The sequence below is a fragment of the Hydrogenophaga palleronii genome (assembly GCF_031457455.1).
Taxonomy (GTDB): domain Bacteria; phylum Pseudomonadota; class Gammaproteobacteria; order Burkholderiales; family Burkholderiaceae_C; genus Hydrogenophaga; species Hydrogenophaga palleronii_A.
This window is the reverse complement of record NZ_JAVDWU010000009.1, coordinates 1-17,702: the sequence shown is the minus strand read 5'-3', so window position 1 is coordinate 17,702 and position 17,702 is coordinate 1. Positions and strand designations below refer to the sequence as shown.

Here is a 17,702-nt window from a genome sequence, read left to right as displayed (position 1 = left end):
GTGACGCTCCCTCACGTTGCCGAGGCGCTGCGGCGCTGGCGCAGCCACTCGATCGCATGCTCGGTCAGGGTCTCCCGGATCGGCCGGTAGGTGATGCCCAGTTCCTCGATGCTGCGCCGGTTGTCGACCGGGAACCGGATGCCCAGATGGTTGCGGATGTACTCGGGCGTCAGACCGAACACGGGACCAATCAGCCGGACCAGCCAGTCGGGGATGGTGTGGCGCGGCAGCAGCCAGGGCCGGGGGTGCACGCTGCGCAGGATCTTCGAGATCTCGACGAAGGAGATCATCTCCTTCTCGGCCAGGATGTAACGCCCGTGCGCTTGCGACCGCTCGGCCGCGCGCAGATGGGCCAGAGCGACCTCGCGCACGTCCACCGTGGTCAGGCTCAGGTCGGGCATGCCGTAGAACAGCACGCCACGCAGCATCTCGTCGAGCAGGAACAGGCTACCGGACACCGATTCGGGTGTGAGTGAGGGGCCGAGGATCAGGCCGGGGTTGATCGTCACCAGGCTCCAGCGCTGCTGCAGACCGTGCAGGCGCCAGGCCTCCTTCTCGGCCTCGACCTTGGACAGGTGGTAGGGGTTGTTCGCCAGCGTGCTGCTGGTGTTGAAGTAGGCCTCGGCGAGCACACCGTCCTTCATCTGCCGCACGTCGATGTAGTCGCCGAAGATCGCGCCCACCGTCGAGGTCATCACCACGCGCTGCACACTGGGGGTGCGCTCGACGCTGCCCAGCACGTTGCGCGTGCCCTGCAGCGCCGGCTCCAGCATCTGGCGGCGCCCGTCGGTGATCTTCTCCGGCAGCAGGAAGGGCGAGGCCACGTGATGCACCACGGCGCAGCCCGCCATCGCCTCGTTGAAGGAACCGGGCTTGAGCAGGTCCGCCTCGAACAGCGCCAGGCGCCCCGGGAACTGCTGCTGCATGGCGTGCAGGGGGCGCAGCTTGGCCGTCTGGCCCAGGCTGCGCACCGTGGCGTGCACGGTGTGCCCGGCTTCCAGCAGCAGGCGCGTGAGGTGCGCGGCGACAAAACCGCTGGCACCCGTGACCAAGTGAATGGTGTTCAAGGCAAGATCCTCATGGGTTGCGCGCCACGGCGCGTTCGGGTCAGCAGCGCCAGTGTGGCCGCAGTCATGGCAAACGCCACGCTGAGCAGGGGAACGGCGCTGGCGTCGTTGCCCTCGACCATGAACGAAGCGGTGAGCGGTCCCAAGGCGCTGCCCAGCAGCTGCGCCGCCGGCACCAGGCCCGCCAGGCGGCCGCTGGGGTCGGCGCGGAACGCCAGGCCGATGTGGAACGGCAGCATGAACAGCCACACAAAACCGAACGCCGCACAGGCGATGGAGAAGCTGCGCACACCGCCCGCGGGCAACTGGTGCACGGTGGCGGTGACCGCGGCCAGCGCCATCGAACAGAACACCAGGGTGGGTACCAGCGGCAGTCGGCGCACCGCCAGCGCCGCCACGCTGCCGCCCACCACCTGCATCACCAGCACCGCGGCAACCAGGGTCTGCGCGGCGCGTGCGTCCAGCCCCACGGCCTGGCCCAGCGGCTCCAGGTAGGCCCAGAACGAGCCCAGCGCCGCCAGCTGCAGGAACACCACGGCCAGGGGCTGCAGCGTGGCGGCCGACCATCGGAAGCCCGAGACCGCGGGCGGGGCCAGGGGCGCGAGGCGCGCCGGCTGCACGAACGCCAGCAGGCAGGGCAGCAGCGCCAGCAGGGCCAGCGCCACGAAGCCGCCCGGCCAGCCCCAGCGCGGAATGATGGCGTTGGCCAGCGCCAGCCCCAGCAGGGCCTGGGCAATGGTCTGCAGCACGAAGAAGACACCGCCAATGCGCGCCGGCTGGGCCGTGCGCACGATCACGCCGGTGGTGCCCCAGATCAGCACCCCCTCGGCCAGGCCCGCGCCCGCCCGCACGGCCGCCATGCCGCCGTCGCCCACGGCCTGCAGGGTGAGCAGGTCCAGCGCCGCGGCGCACAGCGCGGCGAGGATGGTGATCAGCCGCAGCCGCGCGACGGGCAGCAGGGTGTCGCCGAGCACCACGCCCAGCCCCAGCATGATGATCTCGGCCATCGCCACGATGCCCACGCCCTCCAGGCTGACGTGGCCGGCCTCGACCAGGGCTCCGAGCAGGATGGGCTGCACGCCCACCATGAGCACGGCGATGGTGCCGATGGCCAGCGCACCGGCCAGTTGCACTGGGGAAGCACTCGGATAGGGTCGGGATGACATGGCATGCCCCTCCAGGGTGGGTCAGTAACCGTTGCTCTCTTCGGGCAGAAGCCCTTGCACGAAACGCACTGCCGCGCGCTGCCGATCCTTCGCCAGGCGGCGGTTGGCCACCAGGCGAACGATCCAGGGCAGCGGCCGCACGCGCCCGTTGCCGGCCACGGCCAGCACATAGGCCTTGGCGCACTTCTCGAACAGCTCGGCGTTGAGCGCCAGGCGCAGCGCGGTCATGCCCAGGCAAACCGGTCGACCCCGCAGCAGCAGCGCATTGCCGCCCTGCCGCAACACCGCCGGCACATCACCCACGCCCGCGCTCGGCGGCCCCATCGGGCCCAGATGGCGCGCCTGCTCGTCGAACACCTGAGGCATCGCGCCGCCGAAATCTGCCAGGCAGCGGCCGAACGCCCCACCGCCCACGGCGATGGCGCCCACGTCACTGCGCGTGATGTAGGTGGCGCCATGCGCCTCGGCTTCGCGCGGTGCCGCGCGCCAGACCAAGCGCTGTGGCGCGCTGTCGCTGGCAAGCCCGAACCACATGGCCTCGGTGCCGGGAATGCGCAGCGAAAGGCTGGCGCCTTCGCCATCCAGCAGGCCCTTGACCTGCAGCCGGTCGCGCACCCCGGGCCATTGCGCACTCAAGTCTTGTTCGATGCCCATGGCGTCAGACAAGCTTGAAGACGTCTTCGAAGCGGTTGAGCGCATCGTCGATCACTTGGTTGGTGTCGGCCAGGCTGGTGTAGATGCGACTGCCGGCCAGCGTGATGAGGCCATGGGCCGTGTAAGCCGCGCCCATCTCTTCCATCATGTGCTTGCGGCGCTTGGCTTCGTCTTTCACCTTGAACAGCTTCCACAGGCTGCTGGTGTCCAGCAGCAGCACGCCCGAGGTTTGCAGGTGCACGATGGAGCCCATGTTGTAGGCCACGTAAGGCAAGCCCAGGCGGTTGATGATTTCGTCGAGCCCCTGGCGCAGGCGGTCGCCCGCACGGCCTGCCACGCCCGCAGCGTCGGTGCGCTGCGCCTCCCTCAGCGCGTAGTAGCCGGCCACGCAGGACAGCGGGTTGGCCGACAGCGTGCCGCCCACGAAGGCGCGTTTGGCGGTGGTACCGATGCCGCCCACCAGCATCATCATGATGTCCTTGCGCCCGCCGATGGCGCCCGCCATGGGGTAGCCGCCGGTGAGGCACTTGCCCAGCACGGTAAGGTCGGGCTTGACGCCGAAGTAGGCCTGCGCACCGCCCATGCCGATGCGGAAACCGGTCACCACCTCATCAAAAATCATCAGCGCGCCGAACTCGTCGCACAGCTTGCGCACCTGGCGGTTGTAGTCGGGGTGCACCGGCCGCGTACCGCTCTCGGGACCCAGCGGCTCCAGCAGCACCGCGGCCGTGCCGCCGCGCAGGCGGTTCCAGCGCAGCTGGCTGCGCAGCGCGTCCAGGTCGTTGGGGTTGCACTCCTGCGTGTTGCCGGTGGCGCCGTGCGGGATGCCCACGGCCTCCATGCGGCCGGTCTTGGGCAGGCGCATGCCGACCACCAGTTGGTCGCTCCAGCCGTGGTAGGCGCCGCCCACCTTGATGATGCGCTTCTTGCCCGTGTAGGCGCGCGCCAGGCGCACCGCACCCATCACCGCCTCGGTGCCCGAGCCCAGCAGGCGCACCATGTCCACGCCCGGCATGCTCTGGCACACCAGTTCGGCCAGCTTGACTTCGTATTCGTGCAGCAGGCCGGTGACGGGGCCACACGAATCCAGCACCTCGTTGACCTTCTGGCGTACCGCCGGGTGGTTGGAGCCCAGCAGCGTGGGGCCACCCGCCTGCAGGAAGTCGATGTAGCGGTTGCCGTCCACGTCGGTCATGTGGGCGCCTTCGGCCTGCGTGATGGCCAGCGGGAACGGGTGGTTGAAGGCCAGGTTGTGCTGCACGCCGCCGGGGATCACGGCCTTGGCACGTTCGGACAGCCGCCGCGAGCCCTGGCAGCGCTCGTCGAAGTAGCGCATCACCTGCGGCATCTTGTCGGCGCGGATGGGCCGCATGGGCTGCTTGACCAGTTCGGCAAAGCGGCGGTAGAGGTTGTCCACGTTGGGCCAGGCGGAGATGGCCGGGCGCGGGGCGGTGGCGGCTGATGCGGCGGTGTGAATGGAGGACAGATTGCTCATGGTGGATGGGCGGATGGATGGCAGGGAGGAATCAGGCCACCAGCGCGTCGGCGACGCGCCGCAGTGCGGCCTGCATGAGAGGCTCCCGTTCGCTGCGCGCAGCGATGCGCTGCAGCAGCAGGGAGGTGCACAGGGTTTCGAGGTCTTCCACTGCCTGCAGGGCTGCGTCGGGCGTGGCGCCGCAGCAGAGCGCGCCGTGGTTGAGCATCAGGTAGGCGTTGGTGTCGGGGCGCAGCTGGCGGGCCAGCCTGGACGACAACCAGCCGCTGCCCGACGGGGCGTAGCCCGCCACGGGAATGCGCTCACCCAGCAGCCGCCGCAGGGGGCCGGGGGGCACCTCCAGCGGCCGCCCCAGCAGGGCGCAGGCGCTGGCGACGGGCTGGTGCGTGTGCACGCTGGCCTGCACGTCGGGCCGGGCGCGCAGCACCTGCGCGTGCAGGCCGCTCTCGACCGATGGCGACTTGCTCCCTCCGACCTGTCGCAGATCGGCCAGGCGCAGCACGCACACGTCGTCGGCGCTCATGGTGAGGTAGTCGGTGGCCGAGGGCGTGACGGCGATGTGTTCGGCGTCGATGCGCAGCGCGATGTTGCCGCCCGTGCCGGAGAAGTGTCCCTGGTGGGAGAGCTGGACGCACATCTCGACGACAGTGCGGCGAACGGACAGCGTGTTCACTGGTGAACCTTCGTGCTGCGCACTCCAGTATTCGCCTTTCGGGCGGCCGGGCAGGCTCATGCGGTAGCTCCCTGAGGTTGGTTGAGTCGGTGGTAGAGCGGTGCCAGCCGCGTGCGCACCTCCTTGAAGGTCTCGAACTGGTCGTCGTGCAGGCGGCGCAGCGCGCGGTCGGGTTCATAGACGGCGCGCGTGCGCCGCAGGTGCGACAGGTCGGCGAACGACAGCGCACCCATGCCGACGCCGGCGATGTAGGTGGCGCCGATGGCATTGGTCTGGATCGGGTTCTCGATCTGCCGGATCGGTTGCCCGGTCACGTCGGCCATGATCTGGCACCACACGTCCGACTGCGCACCGCCACCCACCGCGGTGATGGTGCCGGCGTTTCGACCGAGCAAGCGGGCAAAGGGTTCGAGCATCCAGCGTGTGTTCAGTGCCACCCCTTCCAGGAAAGCGCGGAAGATGTCCTCGCGCGTGTGCTCCAGCGACATGTTCAGCAGCCCAGCGCGCAGGCGCGGGTCGTCCACCGGCGTGCGCTCACCCAGCAGCCAGGGTGTGTAGATCAGGCCTCGCGCGCCCGGCGGCACGCGGGCGGCAATGCGGTTGAGCACCTCGTAGACCGCAGGGTGCTCCTCGTCACTCGCGAGTTCGTCTGGGTGGTAGAGGATGCGGTCGCGCAGGAACGAGAGGTTGGCCCCGGCGGTGGACTGCAGCGCCATCGCGAGGTAGCGCCCATCGACGGCACTGGGGATGGCAGCGATCTTGTGGCGCACGTCGGTCTTCATGAAGGGGACGTGCGCACCCAGCCAGGACGAGGTGCCCAGGTACAGATGGGTGTCGAAGTCGTCCACGGCCGCGCCCACGGCCACCGCCGAGTTGTCCACCGCGCCCGCCACCACCACGGTGTTGTGCCTCAGGCCCAGTGCCTGCGCCACATCGGGCAGGAGGGGGCCGAGCACCTCGGTGGAATGCACGATCTCCGGCAGCTTCTCTGCATCGATACCCAGCAGGCGAATCAGGCCGGCGTCATAGCGGATTCGGTACGGGTCGCGGTTGTTGGTGACCCAGGAGGTGACGGTGGAATCCTGCGTGGCGCAGAACCGGCCCGTCAGACGCAGGTTCAGGTAGTCGAGCACGTTGAGGAACTTGTGCGTGCGCTGGTAGCGCTCGGGTTCCTCGTCGCGGAGGTAGGCCATGTGCCCGGCCGAGTCGCGCCCTGAGAGCGACGGCGCGCCACCGGTCAACCGCAACCAGCGCCACAGCTTGAGCGGCCCATAGCCCTCGATGCTCAGGCCGCGGCCGCGCACCCGGCGTGCCATGGCGGCGGCACCGCGGGCATCGAGCCAAGTGAGCGCGCGCCCGATGGCCTGACCGCTGCGGTCCACGCACACCGTGCCTTCGGTCTGCGCGGAGCAGCACACCGCCACGACACGGCGTCGCAGTCCGGCGTCGCCGGCGAGGATCTCGCCCGCGCTGCCGAGCAACGCCGCCCACCAGTCCTGCGGCTCCTGCTCGGCCAGGGCGCCCTGCACGTGCAGCGGCACCGCGCGGAACGCCCAGGCGCGCACCACGCCGTCGAGCGACACCAGGGCGCACTTGCAGCCCGAGGTGCCCAGGTCCACCGCGAGCACGAGGCGCTCGTCGGTATGAGCGGGTGTGGAATTGCGTGTGGCGCCCATCTCAGTGCGCCCCAGCACCGTTGTGCCGCACGAAGCCATACCACCCAGAGGCACCGACGAACCGGCTTCGCCGGGCCTCGGGCGCCGTCGCCCTCCCGCCGAAGGCGAGAGAGGGGGCTGAGGACTGCGGCTCCAAAGCCTGCCTGCGCAGGCCTGGACAGGACGAAGAGGCATCGGCTCTGGCGATGCCGCGGCCTGCAAGGCGAGCGAAGCGGCGCAGGGGGTGGCCCATATCAGAAACTGCGCGAAACGGAGAGCACGAGGCGGTCGTTGTCCGTGGCGCGCACCTTGTCGCCGTCGAGCGCGATGTAGAGCTCACGCACCTTGGTGCGGGTGGTCATCCACTCGGCGCTCCAGTTGAAGCCCCAGCGCTTGTGCGTGATGCCAACCGCGTAGTCGGTGAAGTTCGCCTCTTTGAAGTTGGCGACTTTCTGGTAGCCGCCGTGCAGGTTCAGCGCGGTGGTCGGGTTCAGATCGATCTTGTAGCCCAGGTCCAGCAGCCAGCTGCCGCGCGAGTTCTGGTCGCCACGCGCATAACAGGCCAGCCCCGGCATCGGATCGGCCATGGTCGAAAGCATGGTGCCGCACACGCTGCCGGTGTTGGCACCGCGGTAGGTCTTGGAGATCACATTCATGACGCGCGCCTCCAGCGCGCCGTAGCCGATCTCGGCCAGCGCGAAGGCGCTGTCGTATCGGGTGCGGCGCCAGTCCGTGGGCGTGCCGGTCGCCATGTCAAAGCTGTGCGGTGCTTCGAACTTCGCACCCGGGAACAACTCGGCGGCCAGGCCCACGCCGAAGTGCCACCCCTCGGGGTCGCCGAATCGGTAGCCACCAGCCAGCGTGGCGCCGAGTCCCTTGCCACCGAGGAACTGCTGCTTGCTCACCGTGGCGAACTCCGCCAGGCCGACCAGGCCGCTTTCGTGCGCGGCCTGCACGCTGAGCTTGGCGCCCGGCCGGTTGAACGAGTCGGAGACACCGCGGCTGCGCACGTCGGTGGTGAGCTTGAGTTCCGTGGTCACGGCGAAGCTGGCCATTTCCTGGGCGAACGAGGGCACGGCGGCGCTGACCAGCAAGGTGGCAATGGCAACCGACAGGGGGCGGATCGGATTCATGTGGGGACTTTCCTTGGGCGATGGGTGGGAGTGGACTGACGGGAGGGGAACGCAGGGTGACGGGATCAGGATTTGCAGGCCGGCGCGGCAGGCAAGCTGGCCACGCGCTTGAGCCGTTCGGTCTGGCCGAGGATTTCCACGCCCACGAAAGCGCGGATGCGCAGTTCGTCGGCCTGGGCGCGCACGACGCCCTTGTATTTCTTGCCGTCGCGCGGGTCGTAGACCCAGCCATCGCGCCAGGCGTCCTTGTCGTAGCGCCCGAGCTGTGCAATGCGCACGCCACAGGTGTCGGCCGGGGTGCCGGCGTCCTTGTCCCAGACGATGGTTCCGCACAATGCGGCGGGCAGATCGGCACAGGGCGCGAAGCGGATCACCGCATCGCTCTCCGCGGTCATCCACAAGCCGTTGGCGTCATCGGGTCCAACGGCTTGCGCCGACATGGCCAGCGACCAGCAGGCAACAGTGATCAGGCGGATCAGGGTCTTCATGGCGGACACCTTTCTTGCGTGAAGACAAGGCACATTTAGATAGTGATAGCTAGTTTATAGTGATGACTACTGTTTTGGGGAAAAAATTTACTGGGAGAATCCCTAATGCCACAGACCCTCCGTTCCATGCCCTCGATCCGCAAGCCCCAGCCTTCCCTGGTCACCAAGAAGCAGCCCGCGCAGCAGCGCGCCACCGAGACCTTCGAACGCATCCTGGAAGTGACCGCGCAGACCCTGGCCGACGTGGGCATCGAGCGGCTGTCGACCAACCTGGTGTGCGAGCGCGCCGGGCTCACGCCACCGGCGCTTTACCGCTACTTCCCCAACAAGTACGCGCTGTTGTCCGAACTGGGGCAGCGCCTGATGCAGGCCCAGAACGAGCGCGTTGACCGCTGGATCACGCTGGAGGTGTTCAACGGCGGTGTCGACAGCCTTGAACGCGCGATCGAAGGGCTGATCGTCGACACCTATGAAGCCACGGTGCAGACCGTGGGCGGGGTCTGGATCATGCGGGCCCTGCGCGCCGTGCCCGCCCTGCAACAGGTGCGGCTGGCATCCCACGCCGCCGTCACGCACGAGCAGACCCGGCTGCTCGCGATGGCCCTGCCCGAAGCCGACGCGGCCGAGCTGCAGCTCGTCAGCCGCATCGTGGTGGAACTGATCTACGCCACCGTCGAGATGATTTTTGACGAGCCGCTGGACGTGAAGGCCGTGGCCCGCACCGTGGCCGGCATGATCGCCAGCCACCTGACCCGCGTGCGGCCGGTGGGCGAAAAAACCGACACTGTCAAGACACCAAAGCCCGCAGCCCGCAAAGCCCGTGGCCCGGGGTAGCGCGTAGCGCTGCGGGGGGACCTTCAGACTCCACCAGCGAACGCGCGGCGCACCGACACGCCCGCCACCCACTGGGCGCCGCGCGCCTGCAGCAGGGCGTCCTGCGCGCGCAGGTGGCTACGCCGCACATCGAGCACGGTGTTCAGGTCAACCAGGCCGGCCTCGAACATGCGCTGGCTGCGGCTGGCCGCATCGGCACCCGCACGCAAGGCCTGCTCCAGCTCGGCCACGGTGGTCTCGGCAGCGGCGAGCTGCACCAGCGCGGTCTCGGCATCGGCCAGCGCAACGAGCATGGCCTTTTCGTACCCGGCCATGGCCTCCTGGGTGCGAGCCTCATGGACGGCGATGTTGGCGCGGATGCGGCCGCCGTCGAAGATCGGCAACGCCAGCGACACACCGTAGCCGACCACGAGCGTGGGCGATGCGCTGCTTCCACCCACGCTCAGGCGCTCCTTGTGGCCCGCCCAGTCGAGCTGGATGCGCGGGTAGAGGTCGCGCCGGGCCACACCCAGCCGCGCGGCGGCGGCCTCCAGCGCGCGTGCCTGCAGCCGCACGTCGGGCCGGCGCTCCAGCAGCTCAGCCGGCAGCAGCCCGGCCGGTGCGGCGATGCCGGTCGCGCCGGCGTCCGCAAAGGCCAGCGTGGGGTCGGGCTGCGCGGCGCCGGTGAGCACCGCCAGTTGGCGCAGGCGCGCGCGCTGCGCGCCCTGCAACTGTGCGAGTGCGGCCCGCTCCTGCCCCTGCTCGGCGAGCTGGCGGTCCACGTCCAGCGCGCTCGACTGGCCCGCATCGAAGCGCCGCCGGGCCACCTCGATCTGGCGCTCCAGCGTGGCCAATGCGTCGCGCGCCACGGCCTCGCGGCGCCGCAGCGTCCGGATCTCGAACCAGGCCGTGCTCACGTCGGCCGCGATGGCCACCCGCATCGCCTGTTGCGCCAGCTCGGCGCCCTGCGCGTCGAGCGTCGCAGCCTGGCTGGCCAGCCCCTGCGCGCCGAACAGATCGGGCTCCCAGCCCGCGCGCAGGCCCACCGACACCACACTGGCCCTGGGGTTGGCGCTGGAATCACGCCCCCGCTGCGCGCCGGCCGCCAGGCCCAGCTGCGGCAGCTGTTGTGCATCGGCCGCCTCGACACCGGCGCGCGCCTGCAGCACACGGGCCGCAGCGATGTGCAGGTCGCGGTTGGATCGCAGCGCCACCTCCACCAACGCGTTGAGTTCGGCGCTGCCGGCCGACGCCCACCAGGCCTCGGACACCGGTGCAGCCGCGTGGGCGGTGGGCGCCGCCAGCGGCACATCCGCGCTCCAGCCAGCGGGAGCCTTCCAGGAAGCGGTGGGTGCGACCACCGGTGCGGCGCAGCCCGCCAGTGCCACCAGCGCGGCGGCGGTCAAGGCCCGACGGGCCATGGAAAAACAGGTCATGAACGATCTCCTTGTTGACAGACAATGTTCATAACTGTACTATACGTGCAGTATAGTTTCAACTACATCAGCACTTCAGGAGTCACCCATGCCCAAGCCACCCGGACGCAGCAGCTCACGCGAAAAGCTGCTGGACGCCGCCGCCGAACTGATCGCCACCCACAGTGTTCAGGAGCTGACGCTCGAAGGCGTGGCCGCCGCCGCCGGCGTCACCAAGGCCGGCCTGATCTACCACTTCAAGACCAAGGACGATCTGCTCGGCGCCCTGGTCGAGCGCATGAGCCTCGAACTCGACCAGCGCAGCCGCGCCAAGGCCGCGCAGCGCGGCGCCACCACCAGCGCCCGTCTGATGGCCCTGGTGGACGACACCTTCGACATGCCGCCCGGCGAAAAGCGCCTGCAGGCCAACCTGCTTGCCGCAGCCACCAGCTACCCGCACCTGCTGGGTCCGGTGCAGCAGCTCTTCGACCGCACCTACGGCGAGCTGGCCGGTGCCGGACCCGAGGCGGGCCTGGCGCTGGTGGTGGCCGCCGCCCTCGACGGTCTGTCGCTGCTGGAGCTGCTGAACCTGCACCAGTTCAGCCCACAACAACACGCCGCCATGCGCCAGGCCCTGCAACAGCTCACCCAGCGCTTTGACTGACACGCGCCACTTTCCCATTCCCCTCTGAACCGGATACCCTTCCCATGCCCTCGCCCTATCGCAAGACCCTCGCCACCGCCGCCCTGCTGGCCGCGCTGCTCGCCGGCTGCACCGAAGCGCCCCCGCCCACTGCCACCGCGCCCCGCCCCGTCAAGCTGGAGCGCTTGACCGCCGCTGCGGTCGACACCACACAAACCTTCGTCGGCACCCTGCGCGCCCGCCAGCGCGCGGACCTGGGCTTCGAACAGCCGGGGCGCATCGCCACCATCCTGGTGGACGTGGGCGACCCCGTGCGCGCCGGCCAAGTGCTGGCGCGGCTGGACGCGGCACCCGCGCAGTGGCGGCTGGACAAGGCACAGGCCGACCGCACCGCCGCAGCCGCCGCGCTCGCCGAACGGACGACGCAGCTGCATCAGCACGAGTCCCTGGCCAGGGACCAGATCATCTCGGCCACCGCGCTGGAAGTGGTGCAAACGCAGCACCGCGTGGCGCTCAGCCAGTTGCAGGCCGCCGACGCCGCGCTGGGCATGGCGCGCCGCGACCTGGCACTGGCGGACATCAAGGCACCCTTCGACGGCGAAATCGTTGCCCGCGCCGCCCAACCCCACAGCGACGTGGGCGCCGGCCAGACGGTGCTGCAGATCGAGGCCGGACAGGCGCTGGAGGTGGTGAGCATGCTGCCCGAGGCGACCGCCGCGCGCCTGCGGTCCGGGCAGACCGCGACCGCCCGGCTGGGCAGCACCGCACCAGGGGGTGGCACCCGGCCGCTGAAGCTGGAGCGCTTGTCCACGCACAGCGACAACGGCTCCCTGGTGCAGGCGGTGTTCCGCCTGGAAGGTGCCGCGCCTGAGCTGCGCAGCGGCTCGGTGGTGTCGGTGGAACTGCCGCAGCCCCAGACCGCCGGTGTGACCGTGCCCGCCTCCGCGCTGCTGCCGGCCACCGCGCCCGGCGCGGCCAGCGTCTTCGTGTTCGACGCGGCGCAAGGCACGCTGGTGCGCCGCGCGGTGCAGATCGGCAGCGAAGTCCTGCCCGGCGGCCGCATTCCCGTCACCTCCGGGCTGCAGATGGGTGATCAGGTGGTGGTGGCGGGCGCCGCCTTCCTCACCGAAGGCCAGGTCGCCGTGGCCCACGCGCCGACCACCCTGCTGCACGGAGGCCAGCCATGAAACTCACCCAGTCCGCACTCGGCGCCAGCCGACTGACCTTCTTCGTGGCCACCCTGGTGCTGCTGGCCGGCGTGTTCGCGTTCCTGAAGTTCCCGTCGCAGGAAGAGCCCTCCACCACCATCCGCGACGCCATGATCTTCGTCGCCAACCCCGGCCTGCCGGTGGAGCGCATGGAACAGCTGATCGCGCGCCCGCTGGAGGAACGGCTGCGCGAGCTGCCCGAGATCAAGCACGTGGTCAGCACGGTGCGCACCGGTCTGGCCATCACGCAGGTCACGGTGCACGAAAGCCACACCGATCTGCAGCCGATCTGGCAGAAGGTGCGCGCCAAGCTGGCCGAGGTGTCGCCCCAGTTCCCCGACGGCACGCTGCCGGCGCAGGTGAACGACGACTTCGGGCGCGTCGCGGTGGCCTCCATCGCCGTCACCGCACCGGGCTTTGCCATGAGCGAGATGCGCGAGCCGCTCAAGCGTCTGCGCGACCAGCTCTACACGCTGCCGGGCGTGCAGAGCGTGAGCTTCCACGGCCTGCAGGACGAACGCGTCTACATCGAGTTTGACCGCGTGCGCCTGGCAGGGCTGGGCCTGGGCGCCCCCGCCGTGCTGCAGCAGCTGCAACAGCAGAACGTGGTGCTCTCGGGCGGCCAGGTGGTGCTGAGCGGGCTCAACAGCGCCCTGGTTGCCTCGGGTGAAATCGTCTCGCTGGAGGCGCTGCGCCAGTTCGTGATCAGCGTGCCACAGCGAAGCGGCAGCGCCGACGCCACCGTGCGCCTGGGCGACATCGCGCGCATCCAGGTGCTGCCCGCCGACCCGCCGGATTCGGCCGCCGTCTACCAGGGCGAACCCGCCGTGGTGCTGGGCGTGTCCATGCGCGCGGGGCAGAACATCCAGGCCTTTGGCGAATCCCTGAAGGCGCGCGTGTCCGAACTGCAGCAGCAGTTGCCGGCCGGCTTCGCACTCGACTACGTCACCTTCCAGGCCGACGTGGTGGACCACGAGATGGGCAAGATGAACCGCGTGATGGGCGAGACCATCGTCATCGTGATGGCGGTCGTCGTGCTGTTCCTGGGCTGGCGCGCCGGCCTGGTGGTGGGCAGCATCGTGCCGCTGACCATCCTGGGCACGCTGATCGCCATGCAACTGCTCTCTATCGAGCTGCACAACGTCTCGATGGCCGCCATCATCATCGCCCTGGGCCTGCTGGTGGACAACGGCATCGTGATCGCCGAAGACATCGAGCGCCGGCTGGCGGAGGGCGAGGACCGGCGCGAGGCCTGCATCCGCGCCGGCCAGACGCTGGCCATCCCACTGCTCACGTCGTCGCTGGTGATCATCTTCGCCTTCTCGCCCTTCTTCTTCGGCAACACCTCCATCAACGAGTACCTGCGCCCGCTGGTGATCGTGCTGGCGCTGTCGCTGCTGGGCTCCTGGCTGTTCTGCCTGACGGTGACGCCGCTGCTGTGCTACCACTTCCTCAAGCCCTCGCACCACGCCGCGCAGGCCGACGCCCCCCCCGAATCCAGGTTCTACCGGACCTACCGCCGGATCATCGCCTCGGTGCTCAACCACAAGGCGGTCTTCCTGGGCGCCATGGCGCTGCTGCTCACGGGCGCGATGGCGATGCTGGCGAGCGTGCCCGCAGGCTTCCTGCCACCGTCGGACCGGCCGCAGTACCAGATGACCCTCGAACTGCAGCCCGGCAGCGACTCGCGCGCCACGCTCGCCACCGTGCAGGCGGTCAGTCGCTGGCTGAGCGACAAGCAGGCCAACCCCGAGGTGACGACCAGCATCGGCTACGTGGCCGACGGCGGGCCGCGCATCATCCTCGGACTCAACCCGCCCCTGCCGGCCTCGCACATCGGCTACTTCACCGTGGGCGTGAAGGACAAGGACGCGCTCGACCCCATGATCGAGCGCACCCGCGACTGGCTGGCCAAGAGCCACCCAGAGCTGCGTGCGGACGTCAAGCGTTTCTCGCTCGGTTCCAACGACTCGGGCGCCGTGGCCTATCGCATCTCCGGCCCCGACGAAGACGAGCTGCGCCGCCTGGGCGGTCAGTTGCAGACCGCCCTGCGGGGCATGCCCGGCGTGGTCGGCGTGCGCGACGACTGGGACCAGCGCGTGCCCCGGCTGGACGTGCAAATCGACCAGCCCAAGGCGCGCCGGCTGGGCATCACCAGCGAAGACGTGGCCACTTCGCTCGGTGCGCGCTTCAGCGGCCTGGCGGTGTCGGCCCTGCGCGACGGCGACACCCTGGTGCCGCTGGTGGTGCGCGGCACCGCCGCCGAGCGCCAGCGGCCCGAGGACCTGGCCAACAGCCTGATCTACCCGGTCACCGGCGCAGCGCCGGTGCCGCTGTCGGCCATCGCCACGGTGTCGGTGGGCTCGGAGCCCTCGGTCATCCGCCGCCGCAACCTGTCGCGCACGCTCACCGTGCAGGGCCGCAGCGAAACCCAGACTGCACAGCAGGTGGTGGACCAGCTCGCGCCCACCGTGGCCGCGCTGGTGCTGCCCTCGGGCTACCGGATCGAACTCGGGGCCGAGATCGAAGAAGCTGCCGAAGCCAACGCAGCGCTCAGCGAGTACCTGCCGCACGCGGCGGTGGCAATGCTGATCCTCTTCGTCTGGCAGTTCGGTTCGTTCCGCAAGCTGGCGCTGATCCTCAGCATCATCCCGTTCGCCCTGATCGGCGTGGCGCCCGCGCTGAAAATCGCGGGCGAGCCACTGGGCTTCATGGCCAACTTCGGCCTGCTGTCGCTGGCCGGCATCATCGTCAACAACGCGGTGCTGCTGCTCGAACGCATTGAGGCCGAACTCGCGGCGGGCAATTCACGCCGGGAAGCGGTGATCGGTGCCGCCGTGCAGCGCCTGCGCCCCATCGTGATGACCAAGCTCACCTGCGTGGCCGGCCTGGTGCCGCTGCTGCTGTTCGGTGGCCCGCTGTGGTCCGGCATGGCCATCACCATCATGGGCGGCCTGCTGCTGGGCACGTTGGTGACCCTGGGGCTGGTGCCGGTGATGTACGAACTGCTGTTCGGCCTTCGCAGGCCGCGCTGGCTCGGCCATCCCGACCAGCCCATCCCGAACGCCCCACAGTAACCCGGTGATCCAAATGCCCATCTCAAACACGATGGGGCTGATGGCATTCCTCGCTTCGCCGGTCTTCACCGGCGGGCCTGGGCAGCCTGCGAGGGATCAGAATTGCGTGGAAATCAACACCCATTCCCTCGCACTACTGTGCGAGTGTCGCTACCTGCGCTGCCGTCAGCGCACCGCTGTAGATACGGAAATCCTGCAAGCGGCCCTTGAAGTACCGATCACCCCCGTACTGCGAACGCCCGATCCAGTTCTGCGTGGTGTGGCCGAGCTGATAGGGCGTGATCCAGATGCCGTCGTGCCTTGCAGCGAGCCGACCGGCCACGTACAGCGATGCGACCTTGCCAGACTGCGTGAGGGCCACATGCACCCAGCGACCGGTGGGCAGCGCGTCCGCGAACAGAGGCTGCTCGGGCCAGAACTGATCGCGAGACGCCATGAAGTAGGTCCGTCTTGCGCTTTCTGGGGCGGGGCCGACCCCGAGGGGCGTCAGCGCGATATAGGCCACGTCAGTCGACCCGAAATCAAAGATGCGTGTGTTGAAAGCCGTGGTTTCCGAATAGACCCACACCGCGACGGTAAAGTCGCCCAGGGCCGATACAACGCCATCGGGCAAGGCCATGTGCCCGTCGTTGCCGTCCAGGTTCAGAGCGCTTCCGCCCAGTCGGCCCTCGCCCCAGGTCGCACCCCCAGCCAGTTTGCCGTGCCGGGCGTTGCCGCTGACGTCATTGGCAGTGCCATCCAGCGGTAAGTGCAGCCAGAGTTCGCCGGGCACAGCCACGCGGACAGTCTGCTTACCGATCCGTTCGCCAGTGGGTGTGGCCGCCACGATCCGGTAGTACCAAGTGCCTTGGGCCGCTGCATCGGTGTAGGTGCGGGGCTCGGTGACTTGGCCCAACGTCGTGAAGGAGCCACCGGGTGAGCTCGCCCGCTGGACAAGGTAGTGGGTGGCATCGGCACTGCCCCACCATGACAACAGCACCTTGCCCTCGCTGAGGAAAGCAGTGAGGCCGCTGGGAGGCGCGGGTGGGGCGGCACTGCGCGTGTACAGCAGCGTGCCCATGCCGGGGTCGTCCCCGCCGTCGATGCGCTCTGGCCGCATCTCGCCGAGTATCGCTTTCGTCCACGGGGCCGACAGGCCTTTGCGGCTCACATAGTGGTGGTAGATGCGCTCAAAGCAAGGGCGGCGTGAGCCCGTGCCGGCCGCTGCCGTGCCTTTGCCATGGACGCCGGTGTACGGTGCGAAGGGCATCGTGGCCGGGTCGGTCAGGTTGTTGCGGGCCACGTATTCCGCGCCGGCCAGCAGCCGGTTGTTCCAGTGGCCATAGAGGTCCTCGCCTTGATTCCAGGCCATTTCGCACAAACAGCCCGCCAGCGCGATGCCCAGCGTGGAGTGGCCCTGGTCGCGGTGCGTCTCCTGCCATTGGCCCAGGTGCCCTGGGTGCAGATAGAAGACATGGTGGGCGGAAGCGCCCGTGCCGCGGCCGGTCTTGTAGTAATTCACCGCGAAGGCGGTGATGTCGGGCCGGTCGCAGAACACGCCGATGGCGTAGGCCGCACAGAGGTTGGCCAGGTCCCAGTTGGCCCAGTAGTGGGTGACCTTTCTGACCTCGGAGCCGTTGTGGGTGGTCAGGAAGTCGTGGGCCCTCGAATAAAACACCTTGAGCAACATGTCCTGGAAGCGCTTGATGTCGTCCTTGGCCCAGCCGGGATAGTTGCGCATCAGCTCTGCGGCATTGGCCCATTGGGTGCCATACAGACCCGAGGAGAGGAAAAGGTTGGAATTGCCACCCAGTTCTTTCAGCGTGGACGACCAGGCGTTGAGGAACATCACCGCATCCCGGGCATAGGCTTCATCGCCCGAGATGTGCCAGCGCAGCGCCAGATGGTAGGTGCGCATCATGTCCACGATCATCACGCCGTAGTTCTCGTGGCCGGCGACACCGCGGTGGACGACCTCCAGCGGGAAAGGCGTTGCGCCCAGGTTGGCGCGGCGGCCGTTGAGCAGCACGTTCCATCCCCCCAACCACGGCTCCTGGCTGATGGCCACCATTTCCGACATGCGTTTGAGGTCAACCTGAGTGTGCAGGAGGCCGGGATGACCAGGAGCCGGTGGCGGCGCGGGTGGTGGTGGTGGTGGTGGTGGTGGTGGTGGTGGTGGTGGTGGTGGTGGTGGTGGTGGTGGTGGTGGTGGTGGTGGTGGTGGTGGTGGTGGTGG

14 protein-coding genes are annotated in these 17,702 nt (G+C 69.1%); 4 read left to right on the top strand and 10 right to left on the bottom strand.

Going from position 1 to position 17,702, the window contains the following annotated elements; genetic code table 11:
• Positions 1–11: 11 nt before the first annotated feature.
• The 8 genes from J2W49_RS18900 to J2W49_RS18865 form a co-directional block, all read right to left on the bottom strand.
• Positions 12–1,067, bottom strand: coding sequence for an NAD-dependent epimerase/dehydratase family protein (locus J2W49_RS18900; RefSeq protein WP_310319978.1), 1,056 nt, complete (start codon positions 1,065–1,067; stop codon positions 12–14).
• Entirely contained in the window at positions 1,064–2,233 is a 1,170-nt protein-coding gene (locus J2W49_RS18895; protein WP_310319975.1) for an MFS transporter, read from the bottom strand. Before J2W49_RS18895 ends, J2W49_RS18900 begins: the two co-directional genes overlap by 4 nt.
• Before the next feature lie 21 nt (positions 2,234–2,254).
• A complete protein-coding gene (locus J2W49_RS18890) occupies positions 2,255–2,887 on the bottom strand; it encodes a hypothetical protein (RefSeq protein ID WP_310319972.1) in 633 nt (210 codons plus the stop codon).
• Positions 2,888–2,891: 4 nt separating this feature from the next.
• Positions 2,892–4,382: an aspartate aminotransferase family protein gene (locus J2W49_RS18885; RefSeq protein WP_310319968.1), complete on the bottom strand. Its 1,491-nt coding sequence runs from the start codon at positions 4,380–4,382 to the stop codon at positions 2,892–2,894.
• Between the two features lie 31 nt (positions 4,383–4,413).
• Positions 4,414–5,115 carry a class II aldolase/adducin family protein gene (locus tag J2W49_RS18880; RefSeq protein ID WP_310319965.1) on the bottom strand — a complete coding sequence of 234 codons (702 nt, stop codon included), beginning with the start codon at positions 5,113–5,115 and terminating at the stop codon, positions 4,414–4,416.
• Positions 5,112–6,731, bottom strand: coding sequence for a xylulokinase (locus J2W49_RS18875; protein WP_310319959.1), 1,620 nt, complete (start codon positions 6,729–6,731; stop codon positions 5,112–5,114). Before J2W49_RS18875 ends, J2W49_RS18880 begins: the two co-directional genes overlap by 4 nt.
• A gap of 233 nt (positions 6,732–6,964) precedes the next feature.
• Complete coding sequence (locus J2W49_RS18870) at positions 6,965–7,843, bottom strand: TorF family putative porin (RefSeq protein ID WP_310319956.1); 879 nt, start codon at positions 7,841–7,843, stop codon at positions 6,965–6,967.
• Positions 7,844–7,908: 65 nt separating this feature from the next.
• Entirely contained in the window at positions 7,909–8,331 is a 423-nt protein-coding gene (locus tag J2W49_RS18865) for a DUF2147 domain-containing protein (protein WP_310319953.1), read from the bottom strand.
• A 105-nt stretch (positions 8,332–8,436) separates the two neighbouring features.
• On the opposite strand from J2W49_RS18865, the gene J2W49_RS18860 reads away from it, so the two are divergent.
• A complete protein-coding gene (locus J2W49_RS18860) occupies positions 8,437–9,165 on the top strand; it encodes a TetR/AcrR family transcriptional regulator (RefSeq protein ID WP_310319950.1) in 729 nt (242 codons plus the stop codon).
• Between the two features lie 23 nt (positions 9,166–9,188).
• Here the strand turns inward: J2W49_RS18860 and J2W49_RS18855 are convergent, their stop codons facing one another.
• On the bottom strand, positions 9,189–10,580 hold the full coding sequence (locus J2W49_RS18855) for an efflux transporter outer membrane subunit (RefSeq protein ID WP_310319947.1): 1,392 nt from the start codon (positions 10,578–10,580) through the stop codon (positions 9,189–9,191).
• A gap of 88 nt (positions 10,581–10,668) precedes the next feature.
• Here J2W49_RS18855 and J2W49_RS18850 point away from each other — a divergent pair, with 88 nt between their 5' ends.
• The 3 genes from J2W49_RS18850 to J2W49_RS18840 are packed head-to-tail and all read left to right on the top strand — an operon-like array spanning position 10,669 to position 15,487.
• A complete protein-coding gene (locus J2W49_RS18850; protein ID WP_310319944.1) occupies positions 10,669–11,223 on the top strand; it encodes a TetR/AcrR family transcriptional regulator in 555 nt (184 codons plus the stop codon).
• A gap of 44 nt (positions 11,224–11,267) precedes the next feature.
• Positions 11,268–12,389: an efflux RND transporter periplasmic adaptor subunit gene (locus J2W49_RS18845; protein WP_310319942.1), complete on the top strand. Its 1,122-nt coding sequence runs from the start codon at positions 11,268–11,270 to the stop codon at positions 12,387–12,389.
• On the top strand, positions 12,386–15,487 hold the full coding sequence (locus J2W49_RS18840; protein ID WP_310319938.1) for an efflux RND transporter permease subunit: 3,102 nt from the start codon (positions 12,386–12,388) through the stop codon (positions 15,485–15,487). The genes J2W49_RS18845 and J2W49_RS18840 overlap by 4 nt, the downstream gene beginning before the upstream one ends.
• A 133-nt stretch (positions 15,488–15,620) precedes the next feature.
• Here J2W49_RS18840 and J2W49_RS18835 read toward each other — a convergent pair whose 3' ends face one another.
• The gene (locus J2W49_RS18835; protein ID WP_310319934.1) at positions 15,621–17,546 is read right to left on the bottom strand and encodes a LamG-like jellyroll fold domain-containing protein; all 1,926 of its coding nucleotides are present in this window, start codon (positions 17,544–17,546) and stop codon (positions 15,621–15,623) included.
• Positions 17,547–17,702: the final 156 nt, after the last annotated feature.